We start from the raw sequence: 18,146 nt of genomic DNA, 5'->3' as shown, positions 1-18,146 counted from the left end.
AAAAAAACCCCGCCTCCAGGGCGGGTTCGGTGGACGTCGGCTAACCCGCCAATTGCGTAATGGCGGTAATAATGATTCGGCCGAAGTTCAGGGTTGTGCGGGTCATGCCGGCCAACTTAGGCGAAGCCGGGGGCGGCCGTCAAGCGTCGGCATCGAGGTGGACCAGGACGTTGACGATGTGCCCGGCCGGGTCGCGCAGGAAGAAGCGGCGAACGCCCCAGGGCTCGTCCCGCGGCTCGAAGAGGATTGCCGCGTCGGCCTCGCGGGCCCGCTGCAACACGGCCTCCAGGTCGTCCACCTCCACCGACAGCGCCGGCACCGGGGCGCCCCCGCCGCCCTCGCTGCCCAGGGAGAACTGCGCATGGGCGCGGCCCTCGCCGCCCAGGGTGAGAATCCAACCGTGGTCCATCAGCAGGTCCAGTTCGAATACCTGCCGGTAGAAGGCCGCCAGCGCCGCCGGATCGTCCACGGCCAGGTTGGCGACCAGGCGTCTGACAGCCATGGCCTACTCCATTTTTCAATTCGCCGGGGAACAGTGGCGATCTTCGACGGTCTTTCCAGGATAGGCCAGGAAATCGCCGGCAACAGCCCCATCGCCATGCAGGCAAACCGGCAGAAATCCCAGGCCTGGCCATACTGTCGATACCGCTCGATGCAGGGATCGCCCAACCGCGAACAGGGAGACGTCCTTCGTGCAGAACTTCCTTCACCACTACCAGACCGCCTACCGCAAGCTGCGCAACCTGCATTGCAGCGGCCTCACCGCCATGCACCGGGCCTTCCGCTATGCGGCCTTCGGCAGCACCGGGCGCTTCGTCAACGGCTATACGCAGATGCGCATCCACCTCAGCCGCTGAGAGCGCCCGCCTCGCCTCAGCCGAGCAGCGCGCCCAGGTCGAGCAGGCCGTCGCGGCGCGGCGGGCACCAGTAGTAGCCGCCGGTCAGCGGGCGGCTGAAACGGTACAGGGCGTCGACGATGCCGTCTTCCAGGCCGCTCATGCGCCGCAACTGCGCCTCGAAGGCGTCCAGGCTGCGGCCGAAGGCCAGGAACATCAGCCCGGCCTCGGCGCCCGCGGTCCAGGGCATCGAGCGGCGCACCACGAAGGCCTCGGGCTCGAAGCTCTCCTGGGCGGTGCGCTTGACGTGGGCGGACTCGGGCGCCTCGTCCAGTTCCTCGTTGTCGCTCTTGCGCCGGCCGATGATGTCGTCCTGCTCGGCCTGGGGCAGCGCGGCGAAGGCCTGCAGCTGGTGGCGCCACTGCTGGATGGCGGCGAAGCTGCCGCCGTCCAGGCCGGCGCCGGCGCCGACGACGACCGCCGCATCCACGGCGTCTTCATCCTGAGGGTTCTCGGTGCCGTCTTCGTAGCCGGTCAGGTCCAGGCCGGCGCCGTGGCGGAAGGCCTCGACCTGCTCCACCAGCTGCAACGCCGGCGCCAGCTCGCGCTCCAGCGCATGGGTGCGCAGCAGCAGGTCGCCGCGGTCCTCGCCGCGCAGCCACACCCACAGGGCGTGCTGGGTGGACGGGTTGTCGACGCCGGCGCCGGACAGCGCCGGGAACTCGCGCAGCCCCTCGACCTGGCGGCCCAGCACGCGCACCAGCGATTCGCCGAAGCCGACCACCGCGCTCTCGCCGTCGGCCAGCTGCAGCAGGCGGTCGAGGGCGGCCGGCAGGTGCTCGGCGGCCTGCAGGTCGAAGAACAGGTGGCGGGCCTGGGCGGGAACCGGGGTGGCGAGAATGCCGGGCTGGTAGAGGCTCATGGGGCGTCCTTGGGCGAAAAGGCGCGATTCTACTGGCTGGCGGCGGCTCCGCGTCAATGCGCGGCGCCCGCTGCGGCGCTTCTGCCCATGCCGGGCAGGCCGGACGCAGCGGTCACGAAACGCCTTGCAGGTCATCCCGGAGCAGCACCTGCGTTGTTCTTATCGAACACCTACTGTCAAATATTTCTGACTATCGGCGCAGCTCAGCCGCACTAAATCAAACAGTTGAACGAATCAAGCCTGCTCGCCTGTCATTTTTTTCATTCAATCGCTCTGTAATTGTTTGACATATTTTACGTCTTTGGCAGACTGCTCGCCCGTTGCGTTCCGGCCGGCAGTCCCTCCTGCCGACCGGGCCCGGCACCCGCCGGGGCCGCCAAGTCCAAAAACAAAAACCGCCAGTCTGCGCCTCCCCTACCCGCCAAGCGCACCTGGCCAGCCAATGGAAAGAACGAACAAATGCTGATCTGGTTTGTCGGGATCTACCTGCTGATTACGGTCATCGTCGGCTTCTACGCCGCGACCCGCGTGCACAACTCCTCGGACTACGCAGCGGCCGGCCGCAGCATGTCCTTCCCCCTGGTCGTGACCATGGTGTTCGCCACCTGGTTCGGCTCCGAGGCCGTTCTGGGCATTCCCGCCACCTTCCTCCAGGAAGGCTTCGCCGGGATCATCGAAGACCCCTTCGGTTCCTTCGGCTGCCTGATGCTGGTGGGCCTGGTCTTCGCCCGCCCGCTGTACCGCCTGAACCTGATGACCATCGGTGACTTCTTCCGCAAGCGCTTCGGCCAGCACGTGGAAATCTTCACCAGCCTGGTGATCATCGTCTCCTACATGGGTTGGGTGGCCGCCCAGCTGACCGCGCTCGGCGTGTGCTTCAGCGTGCTCTCCGACGGCGCCATCACCACCACCCAGGGCATGCTCATCGGCACCGTGATCGTGCTGCTGCACACCCTGTTCGGCGGCATGTGGTCGGTGGCCCTGACCGACTTCCTGCAGATGATCATCATCGTCTGCGGCCTGTGCTACCTGGTCTGGCTGATCGGCGACATGGCCGGCGGCCCGCAGGTGGTGATCAGCCACGCCGCGGCCGAAGGCAAGTTCCACTTCCTGCAGGGCACCTCGGCCAAGGACATAGTCGCCTTCCTCGGCGCGGCGGTGACCATGATGTTCGGCTCCATCCCGCAGCAGGACGTGTACGCCCGGGTGATGTCGGCCAAGACCGAGAAGATCGCCTCGCGCGCCACCATGACCGGCGCCGCCTGCTACCTGGTGTTCTGCATGCTGCCGATCTTCCTGACCTACGCCGCGTCGATGATCGACCCGCAGATGGTCAAGCACTGGCTGAACGAGGACGCCCAGCAGATCCTCCCGCACCTGATCATGGAGCGCACCCCGATGTTCGCCCAGATCATGTTCTTCGGCGCCCTGCTCTCGGCGATCATGTCCTCGGCCTCCGGCGCCCTGCTGGCCCCGTCGGTGACCCTCACCGAGAACATCCTCAAGCCCATGCTGCCGCACCTGAACGACCACCAGGCGCTGAAGCTGATGCGCGCCAGCGTGCTGGCCATGACCATCGCCACCTGCCTGTTCGCCTTCTACTCCAACGCCAGCATCTACGAGATGGTCGGCAACGCGTACAAGGTGACCCTGGTAGCCGCCGTGGTGCCGCTGTTCTTCGGCCTGTTCTGGAAGCGCGCCACCACCCAGGGCGCCCTGACCGCCATCGCCTGCGGGCTGATCGGCTGGATCTCGCTGGAGATGGGCCACCAGGAAGGCGACTTCTGGCCGCCGCAATTGGTGGGCCTGATCTGCAGCGCCTTCGGCATGATCATCGGCTCCCTGGCCCCGCAGTTCAGCAAGAACCACGGCGACCACACCGAGACGCTGACCGAGCAGGCCGCAGCAGCTGCCGCGGGCAACTGAGCCTCGCGCTGAATGGAAGAGCCCCGCCTTGGCGGGGCTTTTCTTTTGCGCGCTCTTCGCAGGAGCAACTGTCTTGCGCCGAGATGCTCTTCGTAGGATGGGTTGAGCTTGCGATACCCATGCTCCCGTGGTGATGGGTATCGCTTCGCTCAACGCCATCCTACGACGGTGCGCCTTCCGCCATGTGAGTGGAGCAATTGCCCGCTCCAAGCATTCGTGATTCCACGACAAATATCCTTTGCCGCTACCCGCGTTTTTCTCAGCAGTGCATCCCCGGATACTAAGCTCCAGTGCAACCGCTACCCCCACAGGAGATTCCCATGAGCATTCCCGCCCTCGGCCTCGGCACCTTCCGCCTCAAGGACCAGGTGGTCATCGACTCGGTATCCACCGCCCTGGAGCTGGGCTACCGCGCCATCGACACCGCGCAGATCTACGGCAACGAGGCCGAGGTCGGCCAGGCCGTGGCGGCCAGCGGCGTGCCGCGCGGCGAGCTGTACCTGACCACCAAGGTGTGGACCGAGAACCTCTCCCGCGACCGGCTGGTCCCCAGCCTGGAAGAAAGCCTGAACAAGCTGAAGACCGACTACGTCGACCTCTGCCTGATCCACTGGCCCTCGCCGGGCGGCGCGGTGCCGGTCGCCGAATACATGGCGGCCCTGGCCGAGGCCAAGGCGCGTGGCCTGGCCCGCGAGATCGGCGTGTCCAACTTCACCCTGGCGCTGATGCAGCAGGCCATCGACGCGGTCGGCGCCGGCGAGATCGCCACCAACCAGGTGGAGCTGCACCCCTACCTGCAGAATCGCAAGGTCGCCGGGTTCGCCGAGCGCCATGGCATCCGCATCACTTCCTATATGACGCTGGGCTACGGCAAGGTGCTGGGCGACGCGGTGATCGGCGAGATCGCCCAGCGCCACGGCGCCACCCCGGCGCAGGTGGTGCTGGCCTGGGCCATGCAACTGGGCTACGCGGTGATCCCCTCCTCCACCAAGCGCGCCAACCTGGCGAGCAACCTCGCCGCCCGCGAACTGCGCCTGAGCGACGCGGACATGGCCGCCATCGCCGCCCTGGAGCGCAACGGGCGCATCACCAGCCCGGCCAGCCTGGCCCCGGCCTGGGACTGAAGCCGGCGGCTTGCGCTGCGGCCACGGCGCGGGTAAATGTCGTGGCCGCCACTTTCGCGGCGCCGAGGCGCTGGAAGCCACCGCCGCGGAACTGCGCCAACACGCGCCGGGCATCGAGGTGCGCTGCGTGCCTTTGTCTGCAGTGCCCATGCCCGGGCAGAATCTGTTGCTGGATGGCGGGGCTTATCCGGGGACGTTTTGAGGGGCGGCTTTACTTGTAGGAGCGAGCTTGCTCGCGAACAGAGCTCACCGGGAATGCAGGTGCTGGATTTGAGAGCGCCCTCTCCCTAACCCTCTCCCTGAAGGGAGAGGGGACCGTTCGGAGTGCGCTGATGTTTCCGCGTTAGCCGGTTTGTACCGAGTTGCCGGCTGAAACCATCCCTTCTCTCGGCACGGACAAGCCCCCTCTCCCTTCAGGGCGGGGCGCGCAGCCGAGGGCTGGGGAGAGGGAACGGAATCAACCCCATGCCCCCCACCGGCAAACACCATTCGCGAGCTAGAAGCAGCCACCGACAGGCCCCCGATGAAAGTCCAATCCGACGAACTCCGCACCTTCACCACCGTCATCGACAGCGGCTCCATCACCGCCGCCGCCGAGCAGCTGGGCCTCACTGCCTCGGCCGTCAGCCGCACCCTGGCGCGCCTGGAGGACAAACTCGGCACCACCCTGCTCAACCGCACCACGCGGCGCATGAAGCTCACCGAGGAAGGCCAGTTCTTCCTCGACAGCGCGCGGCACATCCTGGCGCAGATGGACGAGCTGGAAGAACGCCTGGCGCTGCGCCAACAACGGCCGGCCGGGCGCCTGCGGATCAACGCCGCCTCGCCCTTCATGCTGCACGCCGTGGTGCCGCACATCGACGCCTTCCGCGCGCAGTACCCGGACATCGAGCTGCAACTGAACACCAACGACCTGAACATCGACCTGCTGGAGCAGAGCACCGACGTCGCCATCCGCATCGGCACCCTCAGCGATTCGACGCTGCACGCCCGGCCCCTGGGCAGCAGCCGGCTGAACCTGCTGGCCAGCCCGGCCTACCTGGAAAAGCACGGCGCGCCGCAGAGCGTGGAGGACCTGGCCCGGCACAGCCTGCTCGGCTTCACCCAGCCGGAAAGCCTGAACGTCTGGCCACTGCCCCATGCCGGCGGGGAAAGCCTGGCAATCACCCCCGACCTTTCCGCCTCCAGCGGCGAGACGCTGCGCCAGCTGGCCCTGGCCGGCCAGGGCATCGTCTGCCTGGCGGGTTTCATGACCTGCCACGACATCGCCGCCGGGCGCCTGGTCAAGGTGCTGCCGGAGCTGGTGCGCGAGACGCGCCAGCCGATCAACGCGGTGTACTACCGCAACTCGCAGTTGGCCCTGCGCATCCAGTGCTTCCTGGACTTCATCCAGGAACGGCTGGCGACCACCCTCGGCGGCTGATCAGTCCGCCGCCACCACGCTCGCGGCCGGCTGCTTCGGCTGGCTGGTCAGGGTGGTGCCCACCGAGGCGAGCATGATCGCGGCGATGGCCAGCCACTGCAGCACGGTCAGCTGCTCGCCGAGGAACACCAGGCCGGACAGCGCGGCGAAAGCCGGCTCGATGCTCATCAGGGTGCCGAAGGTGCGCGCCGGCAGGCGCGTCAGGGCGATCATCTCCAGGGTGTAGGGCAAGGCGCTGGAGAGCACCGCCACGCCCAGCAGCGCCGGGATCAGTTGCAGGTCGAACAGCGCGGCGCCGGAATGCACCAGGCCCACGGGGAAGATGCATATCGCCGCGATGGTCACGCCCATGGCGGCGGTCTGGGTGCCGTGGTCGTTGCCGGCGCGCTGGCCGAACAGGATGTACATCGCCCAGCAGGCGCCCGCGCCCAGGGCCAGCGCGGCGCCCAGCGGGTCGACGCCATGGCCCAGCTCGCCGATGGGCAGCAGCAGCCAGAGGCCGCACACGGCGATGGCGATCCAGAGGAAGTCGATGGGCTTGCGCGAGAAGTACAGCGCCACCGCCAGCGGCCCGGTGAACTCCAGGGCCACGCCGACGCCCAGCGGAATCGTGCGCAGGGCCATGTAGAACATCAGGTTCATGCCGCCCAGGGTGATGCCGTAGGCCAGCAGCGGCCCCCAGGAACTGCGCGCGACGGGCTTGCGCCAGGGGCGCAGCACGGCAAGCAGGATGATCGCCGCGAACAGCAGGCGCATGGCCGTCACGCCCTGGGCGCCGAACACCGGGAACAGGCTCTTGGCCAGGGCCGCCCCGCCCTGGATCGAGGCCATGGAGACGAGCAGCACGGCGACCGGGAAGAACAGCGTGGCGAAACGGGAACGCGGCATGGAGGCAGACCGAAAAGGTTGAAATGCAGCCAGGGACCTGGCGTATGCTTATGCGCAACATAATGCGCAAAATCGGTCGAATGAGCAATATATTGCCCAACACCAACGAACGCCCCAGCGTGCTCGTCCACGTCGCCGACAACGTCAAGACCCTGCGCCGCGCCGCGGGCCTGAGCCAGGACGCCCTGGCCAAGGCCAGCGGCGTCAGCCGGCGCATGCTGGTCGGCATCGAAGGCGGCGACACCAACGTCAGCCTGGCCACCCTCGACCGCATCGCCGCGGCCCTCTCGGTGACCTTCGCCGACCTGGTGCGTGCCCCGCAGACCGGCGACCTCTCCCGCGTCGACGTGGTGGCCTGGGCCGGCCGCCAGGCGGAAAGCCGCGGCACCCTGCTGGCCAGCACCCCGGCCAGGGGCCAGGCCGAGCTGTGGCACTGGGCCCTGGCGCCGGGGGACAGCTATGACGCAGAGCCCGATGCCGAGGGGTGGTATGACATGGTTTACGTCATCGAGGGGCACCTGACGCTGGAGATCGGCGACCAGCGTTGGGAGGTGGCCAGCGGGGGGTTCCATGTGTTCAAGAGCAACCAGCGGTTTTCCTATCGGAACCTGGGGGATGGGTTGCTGCGTTTTGTGCGCAATGTGGTGAATTGAGGGGGCTTTTCGTAGGAGCGAGCTTGCTCGCGAACGGCGCTCACTGGCGGTTATGGCGTATTGGGTTGGCTCCGCAACCCTCTCCCCAGCCCTCTCCCTGAAGGGAGAGGGGGCTAGTCCGTGCCAGTGTCGACAATTGTTTTAGCCGGAAGCCCTGGAGCTGCCGGCTGACTCCGTAATAGCCGTTTCTGCCCAACGGTCCCCTCTCCCTTCAGGGAGAGGGTTAGGGAGAGGGCGCTCTCAACCCCAGCACCTGCAATCCCCAGCAAGCTCTGTTCGCGAGCAAGCTCGCTCCTACGAAAAGCACCACCCAGCAACGAAAAAGACCCGCCGAAGCGGGCCTTTCTCTCATGCCGCAAGCCTCAGAAACTCTGCGGCATCTCCCCCCGCGCCAGGCGGGCGTTGATGTCGGCCACCACCGCCGGCAGCTCCGCAATGGTGTCGATCAGGTAATGCGGGCGCGAACCCTCGAACATCTGCCCGATCCGCCGGCGCTCCTGTTCCAGCTTGTCCTGCGGCAGCGCCTTGTACTGCTCGTAGGTCAGGCCCAGGGCGTTGCCCGAGCAGCTCAGCGCCACGGTCCACATGCCGGCGCGGCGGCCTTCGAGGATGCCCGGCCAGGTGTCGTCGACCTTCACGCAGGCGGCCACGTCGTCGATGCCCAGGGCGATCACGTTGGCCAGGGCCTGGGCCGGGTGCGGGCGGCCGTTGGGCACTTCGTCGGTGGCCACCACGTGGTCGGCAACGTAGCCATTAGTGGCGGCCAGCTTGACCACCTTCTCCATCACCACCGCCGGGTAGCCGGAGCAGGAGCCGATCTTCAGGCCCTGTTCGCGCAGTTGGGCGATGGCGTCGAGGGCGCCGGGGATCAGCGCCGAGTGCTCGGCGATCTTCTCGATCTGCAGCGGCATGAAGCGCTCGTAGATGGCGGTAACGTCGTCGTCGGTCGGGGTGCGGCCGAACTTGGCCTGGTAGCGCTCGGCGATGGCCGGGATGTCGCAGAGGGTGCGGATGTGGTCCCACTTGCCCATGCCCATGGGGCCGCGGGCTTCTTCCAGGCTGACCTGCACGCCGAACTCGGCGAAGGCCTCGACGAAGATCTGCGTCGGCGCGAAGGAGCCGAAGTCGACCACGGTGCCGGCCCAGTCCAGTACCACGGCTTGCAGTTGCTTGGGTTGTTCGTAGTTCATCGTTTGCATCCTGTTGTCGGGCGCAGACCGGGCCTGCGCCGGGAAAGGGGTTCAGATCTCGAAGACTTCCATCTCGCGCAGCGTCTGGGCGATGGCCGCCACCGCCTCGCGCATGCCCTGGGCGTCGACCTGGCCGATGCAGCCGACGCGGAAGGTTTCCACCTGGGTCAGCTTGCCCGGGTAGAGGATGTAGCCCTTCTCGCGCACCCGGTTGTAGAACTCGGTGAAGCTGTAGCGGGCATCGCGCGGGGCGTGGAAGGTGACGATGATCGGCGCCTGGATCGCCGCCGGGAGGAAGCTGCGGAATCCGAGTTTGGCCATCTCGCCCAGCAGAGTCTGGCAGTTGTCCGCGTAACGATTGTGACGGGCCGCCAGGCCGCCCTCCTCCTCGTACTGGCTCAGCGCCTCGTGCAGCGCGGCGACCACGTGGGTGGGCGGGGTGAAGCGCCATTGGCCGGTCTTGGCCATGTAGGCCTGCTGGTCCTGCAGGTCCATGGCCAGGGAATGGCAGTTGCCGGCGCTGGCCGCCAGCGACTCGTTGCGGGCGAAGACGAAGCCCATGCCGGGCACGCCTTCCAGGCACTTGCCGGAAGCGGCGATCAGCGCGTCGAAAGGCACCTTGCGGGCGTCGATGTCCAGGGCGCCGAAGGAGCTCATGGCGTCGATGATCAGGCGCTTGCCGTGGGCCTCGACGACCTTGGCGATGGCTTCCAGCGGGTTGAGGATGCCGGTGCTGGTCTCGCAGTGGATCAGCGCCACGTGGGTCACGGCCGGGTCGGCGGCGAGCAGGCGGTCGACGTCCTCGGCGGTGGTCGGCACGTCCTCTTCGGTCTCGAAGGTGCTGAACTGCCGGCCGATCACCTGGCAGATCTTCGCCAGGCGCTTACCGTAGGCGCCGTTGATCAGCACCAGCACCTTGCCGTCGCGCGGCACCAGGGTGCCCACCGCGGCCTCGACGGAGAAGGTGCCGCTGCCCTGCAGCGGCACGCAGGTGTGGCTGCCTTCGCCATGGATGATGGCCAGCAGGCGGGAACAGACATCGGCGGTCAGGGCGTTGAAATCGTTGTCCCAGGAGCCCCAGTCGACCAGCATGGCGCGGCGGGTCCGCGGGGAGGTGGTCAGGGGGCCGGGGGTCAACAGGATGGGCGCGCGCTCGGCAGTGCTCATGCTCGGTTCCTCTATCAGGGGAAAACCTGTGCGGGGTGAGGTTCTTGTCGCGGCCCGTCGACCGGGCCTGGACATACGTTGCCAAGCGACGAGTTATCGCTCAAATTGTTTGTCATGATCCCAGGCATAAGTCGGACCTATACCCCATGAACCTGTTCCAGCTCCGCGCCTTCGACGCCGTGGCCCGCGAAGGCAGCTTCACCCGCGCCGCCGAGCGCCTGTTCATCAGCCAGCCGGCGGTGACCGGGCACGTCAAGGCGCTGGAAGAGCACTACCAGGTCAACCTGTTCCGCCGCACCGCCCGCGCCGTGGAGCTGACCGAGGAAGGCCGCCGCCTGGCGGCCATCAGCCGCACGCTGTTCGCCCTGGAGGAAGAGGCCGAGACGCTGCTGGACGCCAACCGCAAGCTGCTCAGCGGGCGCATCGAGGTGGCGGCCGACGGCCCGCACCTGGTCATGCCCCTGCTCGCCCGCCTTCGCGCGCGCTACCCCGGCATCACCGTCAACCTGCGCCTGGGCAATGCCCAGGAGACGCTGAACGCGCTGCTCAGCGAGCACGTGGATGTGGCCGTGGTGACCGAGGTGGACGAGCGGCCGGGGCTGTACCTGCGCGAGCTGGTGCAGTCGCACCTGTGCGCCCTGCTGCCGGCGGAACACGCCTGGTGCGGGCGCGGCGAGGGCATCCCGTTGGCAGAGCTGGACCAGCAGATCATGGTGCTGCGCGAGCCGGACTCCATCACCCGCCGCACCTTCGACCGCGCCTGCGGCGCCCTGCCGATACAGCCGCGGGTGCTGATGGAGCTGAGCAGCCGCGAGGCGGTCACCGAGGCGGTGGCGGCGGAGCTGGGCATCGGCATCGTCTCCTCGCTGGAAGTCAGCCGCGACCCGCGGGTGCGCGCCGTGCCGCTGCTCGGCGAGGCGCTGGTGAACCGGCATTCCCTCGGCTGCCTGGAGCGGCGCCGCGGCTTGCGGGTGGTGAGTGCGTTCCTGGAGCTGGCGGAGGATGGCGGGGCCTGACCTGCCGTTGACGACGGATAATCGCGGACGGAGTCCGCTCCTACACACCCCGCATAGGCACGGCACCGTAGGATGGGTTGAGCTTGCGAAACCCATGCGGTTGCGGTGATGGGTATCGCTCCGCTCAACCCATCCTACGGGGTGTTGCCGGAAGGTGTACCGTCCGCGATTGCCCCCAAGGCGACGCCGGACTAGCCAGCCCCCTCCCACAAATCCTCGCGCACCACATCGAGAAAGGTCGACACTATCCGCCGCGAACTCTGCTCGCGCAGGCACACCAACGTCTCGCTCATCCGCCTTTCACAATCGACTATCGGCAGCGCATGCACCCGGCTGTCGGCGCCGAACTCGGCGGCCGACACCACGCCCAGGCCGATCCCCGCCACCACCGCCTCGCGGGCGGCCTCGCGGCCTTCCACCTCGATGGCCGGGCGGATGCGCAGGCCGGCGCGGTGCATTTCCTCTTCCAGCGTCTGGCGCGTCACCGAGCCCTGCTCGCGCAACACCAGCGGCGCGTCGTCCAGGTCCGCCAGGCGGATCGACTCGCGCCCGGCCCAGGGATGGCCGCTGGCGACGAAGGCGACTATGGGGTCGCTGCGCAGGGTCACCGACAGCAACCGCTCGTCCTCCACCGTGCGCCCCAACAGCGCCAGGTCGGCCCGGTAGTTGAACAGCGACTGCAGCGATTCGTCGGTGTTGCCGCTCTCGATGCGCACGTGGATGCCCGGGTAGCGCTGGCAGAAGCGCGCCACCTGCGGCAGCAGGTGCACCGCGGCGTCCACCGCCAGGGTCAGGTTGCCGGTCTGCAGGGCGCTGGAGGCCGCCAGCAGCTCGTGGGCCTCGGCCTCGATGACGAACAGCCGCTGGGTCACCGCCAGCAGGCGCTCGCCCAGGTCGGTCAGGCGCACCGAGCGCTTGTTGCGGTGGAACAGCAGTACGCCGTAACGCTCCTCCAGCTTGCGCACCTGGTCGGAAACCGCCGGCTGGGTGAGGAACAGGCGCTCGGCGGCACGGGTGAAGCTGCCGGTCAGCGCCACGGCGTGGAAGGCCTTCAGTTGCGCGTGGGAAACCTGCATGGGCCTGGCTCCGTAGGGTTCGGGAAGGTCGCCACTGTAGTCGGCCGGCGCCGTGACTTACAAGTCAGACTTATTTTTAAAATTTGATAAATCGATTTTATTTATTTATCCGAACTTGTTTCCATGCGTTTCACCAAGGGCCCCGGCCCACGGCAACCTCACCCGCATCCGCCCTGACCCGTCACCTCCGGAAAGGTACGGCCCGCTCATATAACAACAACAAGTTTTTCCCTGACTGCCGGCACTCCAACAACAACGAGGTCAGATCAGATGAGCAACCCCACCGGCACCGCAGCCCACGCGGGCAAAGGTTCCATGCAGCGCTGGCGCGTGCAGATCTTCGCGATCACCTGGCTCGCGTACGCCGCCTTCTACTTCACCCGCAAGGCCTTCTCCGTGGCCAAGCTCGGCATCGCCGAGGACACGACCTTCGAACTGGACAAGGCCATGATGGCCGACATGGACGCCATCTACCTGGCCGCCTACGCCGTGGGCCAGTTCACCTGGGGCGTCTTCGCCGACCGCTTCGGCCCGCGCATCGTGGTGTTCGGCGGCCTGGCGATCTCCACCCTCGCCGCCCTGGTCATGGGCACCTTCGCCACCGTGCCGATCTTCGCCAGCTGCATGGTCATCCAGGGCCTGGCGCAGTCCACCGGCTGGTCCGGGCTGTGCAAGAACATGGGCAGCTTCTTCGCCGCCCACGAGCGCGGGCGCATCCTCGGCCTGTGGAGCACCTGCTACGCCTTCGGCGGCCTGGTCGCCTCGCCCTTCGCCGGCTGGTGGGCCTACAGCGTGTTCGGCACCTGGCACGCGGCCTTCTATTCCTCCGCCGCGGTGGTCGGCGGCGTCGCCCTGCTGTTCCTGCTGCTGCAGCGCAACCGCCCGCAGGACGTCGGCCTGCCGCCGGTCGAGGCGGACGAGCCGCAGGCCGTGCACTATGCCGGCTTCCATGAGCAGGGCAAGAACCCCGGCTTCTGGGAAACCCTCGGCGCCGTGCTGCGCAATCGCACCGTGATGACCCTCGGCCTGGCCTACTTCCTGCTCAAGCCGGCGCGCTACGCCATCCTGCTGTGGGGCCCGGTGATCGTCTACGAACGCATGCCAGCCCTGGGCAAGGTGGGCGCCGCGGTGCTGCCGACCTCCTTCGAGATCGCCGGGCTGCTCGGCCCCATCCTCATCGGCCTGGCCTCGGACAAGCTGTTCGGCGCCCGGCGCATGCCCGCCTGCGTGATCAGCCTGATCGGCCTGACCGCCTGCCTGGCGCTGTTCGTCCCGGCCATGCAGACCGGCAGCGCGATGCTGGTGTTCGCCCTGCTGTTCATGATGGGCCTGACCCTCTACGGCCCGGACTCGATGATCAGCGGCGCCGCCGCCATCGACTTCGGCACCGGCAAGGCCGCGGGTACCGCCGCCGGTTTCGTCAACGGCTGCGGCTCGGTGGGCGCCATCCTCGGCGGCCTGCTGCCCGGCTACTTCGACACCTACAGCGTGTTCATCGGCTTCACCGTCACCGCGCTGATCGCCGCCGCCATCCTGGTGCCGCACTGGAACAGCCTGCCCGAAGGCGCGCGCAAGAGCGCCCCGGCCACGCCGAACCGCCCCCTGAAGGTGCGCCCGGCGCGCTCCTGATACCCGGGGCACAGGGACGTGCCCACCCCGCCCGATAAACCGCATACCGAACGCCCCTACCCCGCGCCCCGATCACGGAGAACCCCCATGCGCCCCTTCTGGCTCGCCCAGGCCCTGCAGCACGACAGCGACAGGGCCGCCCCGCTGCAACAGGACACCCGCGCCGACGTGTGCATCGTCGGCGGCGGCTACACCGGCCTATGGACCGCCATCCAGCTCAAGGAACAGAACCCGGAGCTGGACGTGGTGATCGTCGAAGCCGACATCTGCGGCGCCGGCGCCAGCGGGCGCAACGGCGGCTGCGCGCTGTCCTGGTCGGCGAAGTTCTTCACCCTGGAGCGGCTGTTCGGCCTGGCCGAGGCGATCCGCCTGGTGAAGGCCTCCGAGCGCAGCATCCAGGCCATCGGCGAGTTCTGCGAGAAGTACGGGGTGGATGCCGACTACCGCCTGGACGGCACCCTGTACACGGCGACCAACGCCGCCCAGGTCGGCGCCACCGACGGGGTGATCGCCGCGCTGGAGAAGCACGGCATCAACTCCTTCACCCGGCGCCCGCTGCAAGACGTGCGGCGCATGGCCGGCTCGGACAAGCACCTGGAAGGCTGGTTCTCCCCCGCCGCCGCCAGCGTGCAGCCGGGCAAGCTGGTGCGCGGCCTGCGCCGGGTGGCGCTGCAGCTGGGCGTGCGCCTGTACGAGGGCACGCCCATGACCGGCCTGGAGGAAGGCCACCCGGCCCGCGTGCACACGCCCCATGGCCAGGTGGCGGCAGACCGCGTGGTGCTGGCGATCAACGCCTGGATGGCGCGGGCCTTCCCGCAGTTCGAGCGCACGGTGGCCATCGTCTCCAGCGACATGATCATCACCGAGCCGCGCCCGGACCTGCTGCGGCAGATCGGCCTGACCTCGGGGGTGACCGTGCTCGACTCGCGCATCTTCGTGCACTACTACCACAACACCCCGGACGGCCGGCTCATGCTCGGTAAGGGCGGCAACACCTTCGCCTACGGCGGGCGCATGCTGCCGGTGTTCGACCAGCCCTCGCCCTACCTCGGCCTGCTGCGGCGCAGCCTCGGCGAGTTCTTCCCGGCCTTCGCCGAGGTGCCCATCGCCGCCAGCTGGAACGGCCCCTCCGACCGCTCGGTGACCGGCCTGCCGTTCTTCGGCCGGCTGGGCGCCGGCGGCAACATCTTCTACGGCTTCGGCTACTCCGGCAGCGGCGTCGGCCCCTGCCACATGGGCGGGCAGCTCCTCGCCTCGCTGGTGCAGGGCCTGGACGACGAGTGGACGCGCTCGCCGCTGGCCCAGGGGCCGCTCGGCCACTTCCCGCCGGAGCCGGTGCGCTACCTGGGCTCGCTGATGGTGCGCAACGCCATCCGCCGCAAGGAGCAGGCCGAGGACCACGGCCGCCGCCCGCGGCGCCTGGACGTGCGCCTGGCGAAGTTCGCCGCGGCCGCCGGCAAGGCCGACAAGGCCTGAGCCCCTCCCCCTTTTCCCTCACAAGCCGGCTGAGGGACGAGCGAGGCGCGCTTGCGGGCCTCGCTCTTTTTTTCTCGGCGCCCCGGCTTGTGCCGACCACACCCGTCGAACGATAATGATTCTCATCAGAAAATGACTTGCATGGACGTCGCGTGAGCCTTTCCCACCTCGACACCGTGTTCCTCGCCCAACGCACCCCGCTGCTGCGCACCCTGGCGAGAATGGTGAAGAACCCCAGCATCGCCGAAGAACTGGTCCAGGAAACCTACCTGCGCGTGGCCCGCACCCTGCGCGAGCGCCCGGTGGAACACCTGGAGCCGTTCCTCTTCCAGACCGGCCGCAACCTGGCCCTGGACCACCTGCGCCACCTGCGCATGCAATCGCGCACCCTGCTCGACGACGTGCCCCAGGAGGTGCTCCAGGCGGTGCCCTCCAGCCAGCCATCCGCCGAGGACGGCCTGCACGCCGAGCAGCTGCTGGAGCGCCTGGGCTCGGCCCTGGAACGCCTCACCCCGCGCCAGCAGCGCATCTTCATCCTCAGCCGATTGCACGGCTGCGGCTACGCGGAAATCGCCGAGCAACTGGGGGTGTCGCCCAGCACGGTGCAGAAGGAGCTGAAGCTCATCATGGCCATCTGCATCGGCGTGCTCGGGCGCCTGGAGCCGCCGGCATGACGGGCTACCCATCGGCCCGCAGCTGGCCCACAATGTGCGCCCCCGATTCGAGGAACGCCGCGTGACCGCCCCGGACCCGCACCTGGCCCAAGCGCTGGACTGGCTGATCCAGCTGGAAGACGCCGACGCCGCCACCCGCGCGCGCTTCGACGCCTGGCTGGCCGCGCACCCGGCCAACGCCAGCGCCTTCCGGCACGCCAGCAGCCTGTGGGACTCGCCGCTGCTCGGCCTGGCCGCCACCGGCCTGGAAGCCCAGGCGCAGCACCAGGCGCGGCAACGCAAGCGCCGGCGCTGGCGTTCCTTCGCCGCCGCTGCCGGGCTGTTGCTGGCCCTCGGCGTGGCCCTGCAGGGCGACCTGCTGACGCACATCCGCGCCGACCACTACACCGCTGTGGGCCAGCGCCAGAGCCTGCAACTGGCCGACGGCTCGCGCATCCTGCTGAACACCGACACCGCCCTGTCCAGCCACCTCGACGAGCAGCGTCGCAGCGCCCGGCTGTACCGCGGCGAGGCCTACTTCGACGTGGCCCACGACCGCAGCCGCCCCTTCGAGGTGGAGGCCGGCCCGGTGCAGGTGAGCGTGCGTGGCACCGCCTTCGCCGTGCGCTACCTGGGCAACGAGGCGGAAGTCAGCGTGCAGCACGGCGAGGTGGACCTGCGCAGCGCCGGCGACGACACCCGCGTCAGCCTAGGCGCCGGCGACAGCATCCGCGTCGGCCCCGGCGGCTTCGGCGAGCGCCGCCACAGCGGCGAGAGCCAGCGCCTGCTGGCCTGGGTGCAGGGCCGCCTGGTGTTCGAGAACTGCCCGCTGAGCCAGGTGCTGGCCGAACTGCGGCGCTACTACCCGGGCTGGATCGTCAACGCCGACGAGCGCCTGGAAGACGTCAGCATCACCGCCAACTACCGCCTGGACGACCCGCTGGGGGCCATGCGCTCCCTCGCCCAGATCACCTCCTCGCACCTGCGCGAATACCCGCGCCTGCTGATCCTCAACTAAGGCGCGCCCGCCATCGCGGGCGGCGTGTGGCAGCCCTTGCAGGAACGCACCGGGCCGGCCTGCTGGAAGGATTGCAGGCGCTTGAGGTGGCAGCTTTCGCAGAACTGATGGAAGTCGTGCTCGATGGTCACCGCCAGCTGCGGCGACTCCTTGTGGCAGAGCACGCAGGTGCGGCTGCCGCTGGGCGAGGCCGAGGTGGAGCGGTCGACGAAGTCGTGGTGGCAGGTGACGCAGTTGATGCTGCCATGGTTGGTGTGGTCGAAGTTCATCGGCAGCAGCGGGTGCTGGCGCACCAGTTGGTCGTGGCCATGCCGCGCGCCGAGGACGAAGGCCGCTAGCAGCGGGATGGCCAACAGCAGATACCAGCGCTTCATAGCAGCGGCAGGTCGACGCTGCCGAGCAGCGCATAGAGCCCGGCCAGGGCCAGGCCGGCGCAGAGCACGCCCAGGCTCAGGCGGCTGGCCAGGTAGGCGCTGTGCCGCCGGCGCCCGCCCTCGGCATAGTGCGGCGTGGGCCGCGGCAGCCGCGGCCAGGCCAGCGCGGCGGCGCTGAGCACGCCCCAGAGCACGGCCTTCCAGGTGGCGCCGCTGTAGTAGCCGGCGCCGATCATGTGTACGGCGGCCAGGGCGACGATGGCGGCGCTCCAGCCATAATGCCAGCGGCGGAAGTCCGCATGTCTGGGCCAGATGCGCCGGCGCACGGCGGTCAGGCTCAGCGGCAGGATCAGCAGCAGGAGCAGCGTCGCGCCGTCGCCGGCGAGCATGTGCCAGGGCGCGCCGGGCAGCAGTTCGTCGAGCACCAGCGGCTCGTCCACCAGCAGCACCGCCACGTGGACGACCAGCAGCACGGCAGCGACGAACGACAGGTCGCGGTGCAGCACCATGAAGAACTTGCCGTCGTGCCGCGGCCGGGCCATGGGCTTGCCGGTGTAGGCGAACAGCAGCAGGAACAGTGCCCCGGCGACGAAGCCGGCGACGTTGGCGAAGTCCCAGGCCGGGTGCACGCCGGGCATGGCGTCGAGCAGGAAGATGGCGGCGAACGGCAGCAGGCAGGCCAGCGCCACGCGCAGGGTCAGGGCGAACATGCGATCAGCCTCCTCTGCCGCCATCCGGGAAAGCGGCGTAGCGTGCCGCCGCGCGGCACGCTACG

The 18,146-nt window shown here is 68.5% G+C and carries 18 protein-coding genes; 10 read left to right on the top strand and 8 right to left on the bottom strand.

Annotated features, from left to right (window positions below; genetic code table 11):
* Nucleotides 1–139: 139 nt before the first annotated feature.
* Nucleotides 140–502, bottom strand: a complete 363-nt coding sequence (locus RN02_RS10330; protein ID WP_043314366.1) for a VOC family protein — start codon at nucleotides 500–502, stop codon at nucleotides 140–142.
* Nucleotides 503–692: 190 nt separating this feature from the next.
* On the opposite strand from RN02_RS10330, the gene RN02_RS33890 reads away from it, so the two are divergent.
* On the top strand, nucleotides 693–857 hold the full coding sequence (locus RN02_RS33890) for a hypothetical protein (protein WP_167543644.1): 165 nt from the start codon (nucleotides 693–695) through the stop codon (nucleotides 855–857).
* Between the two features lie 16 nt (nucleotides 858–873).
* Here RN02_RS33890 and RN02_RS10325 read toward each other — a convergent pair whose 3' ends face one another.
* Entirely contained in the window at nucleotides 874–1,758 is an 885-nt protein-coding gene (locus tag RN02_RS10325; protein ID WP_043314365.1) for a Dyp-type peroxidase, read from the bottom strand.
* Between the two features lie 459 nt (nucleotides 1,759–2,217).
* Between RN02_RS10325 and RN02_RS10320 the strand changes: the two genes are divergently transcribed.
* From RN02_RS10320 to RN02_RS10310, 3 genes are all read left to right on the top strand, one after another.
* Nucleotides 2,218–3,684 (top strand): sodium:solute symporter family protein, encoded by a 1,467-nt coding sequence (locus RN02_RS10320; protein WP_043314364.1) that lies wholly within the window; start codon nucleotides 2,218–2,220, stop codon nucleotides 3,682–3,684.
* A gap of 320 nt (nucleotides 3,685–4,004) precedes the next feature.
* On the top strand, nucleotides 4,005–4,808 hold the full coding sequence (dkgB, locus tag RN02_RS10315) for a 2,5-didehydrogluconate reductase DkgB (RefSeq protein WP_043314363.1): 804 nt from the start codon (nucleotides 4,005–4,007) through the stop codon (nucleotides 4,806–4,808).
* 523 nt (nucleotides 4,809–5,331) lie between these two features.
* The gene (locus RN02_RS10310; RefSeq protein ID WP_043314362.1) at nucleotides 5,332–6,231 is read left to right on the top strand and encodes a LysR family transcriptional regulator; all 900 of its coding nucleotides are present in this window, start codon (nucleotides 5,332–5,334) and stop codon (nucleotides 6,229–6,231) included.
* On the opposite strand, the gene rhtA is transcribed toward RN02_RS10310, so the two are convergent.
* Entirely contained in the window at nucleotides 6,232–7,119 is an 888-nt protein-coding gene (gene rhtA / locus RN02_RS10305; RefSeq protein WP_043314360.1) for a threonine/homoserine exporter RhtA, read from the bottom strand.
* A gap of 50 nt (nucleotides 7,120–7,169) precedes the next feature.
* Here rhtA and RN02_RS10300 point away from each other — a divergent pair, with 50 nt between their 5' ends.
* Nucleotides 7,170–7,772, top strand: coding sequence for a helix-turn-helix domain-containing protein (locus RN02_RS10300; RefSeq protein ID WP_051879041.1), 603 nt, complete (start codon nucleotides 7,170–7,172; stop codon nucleotides 7,770–7,772).
* A gap of 362 nt (nucleotides 7,773–8,134) precedes the next feature.
* On the opposite strand, the gene phnX is transcribed toward RN02_RS10300, so the two are convergent.
* Both phnX and RN02_RS10290 read right to left on the bottom strand, forming a co-directional pair.
* On the bottom strand, nucleotides 8,135–8,962 hold the full coding sequence (gene phnX, locus RN02_RS10295) for a phosphonoacetaldehyde hydrolase (protein ID WP_043314359.1): 828 nt from the start codon (nucleotides 8,960–8,962) through the stop codon (nucleotides 8,135–8,137).
* A gap of 51 nt (nucleotides 8,963–9,013) precedes the next feature.
* Nucleotides 9,014–10,129: a 2-aminoethylphosphonate--pyruvate transaminase gene (locus RN02_RS10290; RefSeq protein WP_009622433.1), complete on the bottom strand. Its 1,116-nt coding sequence runs from the start codon at nucleotides 10,127–10,129 to the stop codon at nucleotides 9,014–9,016.
* A gap of 146 nt (nucleotides 10,130–10,275) precedes the next feature.
* Between RN02_RS10290 and RN02_RS10285 the strand changes: the two genes are divergently transcribed.
* Nucleotides 10,276–11,145: a LysR substrate-binding domain-containing protein gene (locus tag RN02_RS10285; protein WP_043314358.1), complete on the top strand. Its 870-nt coding sequence runs from the start codon at nucleotides 10,276–10,278 to the stop codon at nucleotides 11,143–11,145.
* 191 nt (nucleotides 11,146–11,336) lie between these two features.
* On the opposite strand, the gene RN02_RS10280 is transcribed toward RN02_RS10285, so the two are convergent.
* The gene (locus tag RN02_RS10280; protein ID WP_009622435.1) at nucleotides 11,337–12,221 is read right to left on the bottom strand and encodes a LysR substrate-binding domain-containing protein; all 885 of its coding nucleotides are present in this window, start codon (nucleotides 12,219–12,221) and stop codon (nucleotides 11,337–11,339) included.
* Nucleotides 12,222–12,491: 270 nt separating this feature from the next.
* Here RN02_RS10280 and RN02_RS10275 point away from each other — a divergent pair, with 270 nt between their 5' ends.
* The 4 genes from RN02_RS10275 (at nucleotide 12,492) to RN02_RS10260 (ending at nucleotide 16,997) form a co-directional block, all read left to right on the top strand.
* Nucleotides 12,492–13,850 (top strand): MFS transporter, encoded by a 1,359-nt coding sequence (locus RN02_RS10275; RefSeq protein WP_043314357.1) that lies wholly within the window; start codon nucleotides 12,492–12,494, stop codon nucleotides 13,848–13,850.
* Between the two features lie 87 nt (nucleotides 13,851–13,937).
* A complete protein-coding gene (locus RN02_RS10270; RefSeq protein WP_043314356.1) occupies nucleotides 13,938–15,326 on the top strand; it encodes an FAD-dependent oxidoreductase in 1,389 nt (462 codons plus the stop codon).
* Between the two features lie 152 nt (nucleotides 15,327–15,478).
* On the top strand, nucleotides 15,479–16,000 hold the full coding sequence (locus RN02_RS10265; protein WP_009622438.1) for an RNA polymerase sigma factor: 522 nt from the start codon (nucleotides 15,479–15,481) through the stop codon (nucleotides 15,998–16,000).
* Nucleotides 16,001–16,061: 61 nt separating this feature from the next.
* Nucleotides 16,062–16,997, top strand: coding sequence for a FecR family protein (locus RN02_RS10260; RefSeq protein WP_082033754.1), 936 nt, complete (start codon nucleotides 16,062–16,064; stop codon nucleotides 16,995–16,997).
* Here the strand turns inward: RN02_RS10260 and RN02_RS10255 are convergent.
* Nucleotides 16,994–17,371 (bottom strand): cytochrome c3 family protein, encoded by a 378-nt coding sequence (locus RN02_RS10255; protein ID WP_009622446.1) that lies wholly within the window; start codon nucleotides 17,369–17,371, stop codon nucleotides 16,994–16,996. The two genes, RN02_RS10260 and RN02_RS10255, sit on opposite strands and share 4 nt — an antisense overlap.
* Nucleotides 17,368–18,081: a ferric reductase-like transmembrane domain-containing protein gene (locus RN02_RS10250; protein WP_043314354.1), complete on the bottom strand. Its 714-nt coding sequence runs from the start codon at nucleotides 18,079–18,081 to the stop codon at nucleotides 17,368–17,370. Before RN02_RS10250 ends, RN02_RS10255 begins: the two co-directional genes overlap by 4 nt.
* Nucleotides 18,082–18,146: the final 65 nt, after the last annotated feature.

It is taken from the genome of Pseudomonas sp. PI1 (assembly GCF_000812405.1).
GTDB classification, from domain to species: Bacteria; Pseudomonadota; Gammaproteobacteria; order Pseudomonadales; family Pseudomonadaceae; genus Pseudomonas; species Pseudomonas citronellolis.
This window is presented reverse-complemented; position numbering and strand designations above follow the sequence as displayed.

Bases quoted from the DNA above. Each gene is read 5' to 3' on its own strand.
- RN02_RS10275 (WP_043314357.1), top strand. From the start codon at position 12,492: ATGAGCAACCCCACCGGCACCGCAGCCCACGCGGGCAAAGGTTCCATG.
- RN02_RS10310 (WP_043314362.1), top strand. From the start codon at position 5,332: ATGAAAGTCCAATCCGACGAACTCCGCACCTTCACCACCGTCATCGAC.
- RN02_RS10300 (WP_051879041.1), top strand. From the start codon at position 7,170: ATGCGCAACATAATGCGCAAAATCGGTCGAATGAGCAATATATTGCCC.
- rhtA (WP_043314360.1), bottom strand. From the start codon at position 7,119: ATGCCGCGTTCCCGTTTCGCCACGCTGTTCTTCCCGGTCGCCGTGCTG.
- RN02_RS10290 (WP_009622433.1), bottom strand. From the start codon at position 10,129: ATGAGCACTGCCGAGCGCGCGCCCATCCTGTTGACCCCCGGCCCCCTG.
- RN02_RS10320 (WP_043314364.1), top strand. From the start codon at position 2,218: ATGCTGATCTGGTTTGTCGGGATCTACCTGCTGATTACGGTCATCGTC.
- RN02_RS10330 (WP_043314366.1), bottom strand. From the start codon at position 502: ATGGCTGTCAGACGCCTGGTCGCCAACCTGGCCGTGGACGATCCGGCG.
- RN02_RS10255 (WP_009622446.1), bottom strand. From the start codon at position 17,371: ATGAAGCGCTGGTATCTGCTGTTGGCCATCCCGCTGCTAGCGGCCTTC.
- RN02_RS10250 (WP_043314354.1), bottom strand. From the start codon at position 18,081: ATGTTCGCCCTGACCCTGCGCGTGGCGCTGGCCTGCCTGCTGCCGTTC.
- RN02_RS10285 (WP_043314358.1), top strand. From the start codon at position 10,276: ATGAACCTGTTCCAGCTCCGCGCCTTCGACGCCGTGGCCCGCGAAGGC.
- RN02_RS10280 (WP_009622435.1), bottom strand. From the start codon at position 12,221: ATGCAGGTTTCCCACGCGCAACTGAAGGCCTTCCACGCCGTGGCGCTG.
- RN02_RS10325 (WP_043314365.1), bottom strand. From the start codon at position 1,758: ATGAGCCTCTACCAGCCCGGCATTCTCGCCACCCCGGTTCCCGCCCAG.
- RN02_RS10270 (WP_043314356.1), top strand. From the start codon at position 13,938: ATGCGCCCCTTCTGGCTCGCCCAGGCCCTGCAGCACGACAGCGACAGG.
- dkgB (WP_043314363.1), top strand. From the start codon at position 4,005: ATGAGCATTCCCGCCCTCGGCCTCGGCACCTTCCGCCTCAAGGACCAG.
- phnX (WP_043314359.1), bottom strand. From the start codon at position 8,962: ATGAACTACGAACAACCCAAGCAACTGCAAGCCGTGGTACTGGACTGG.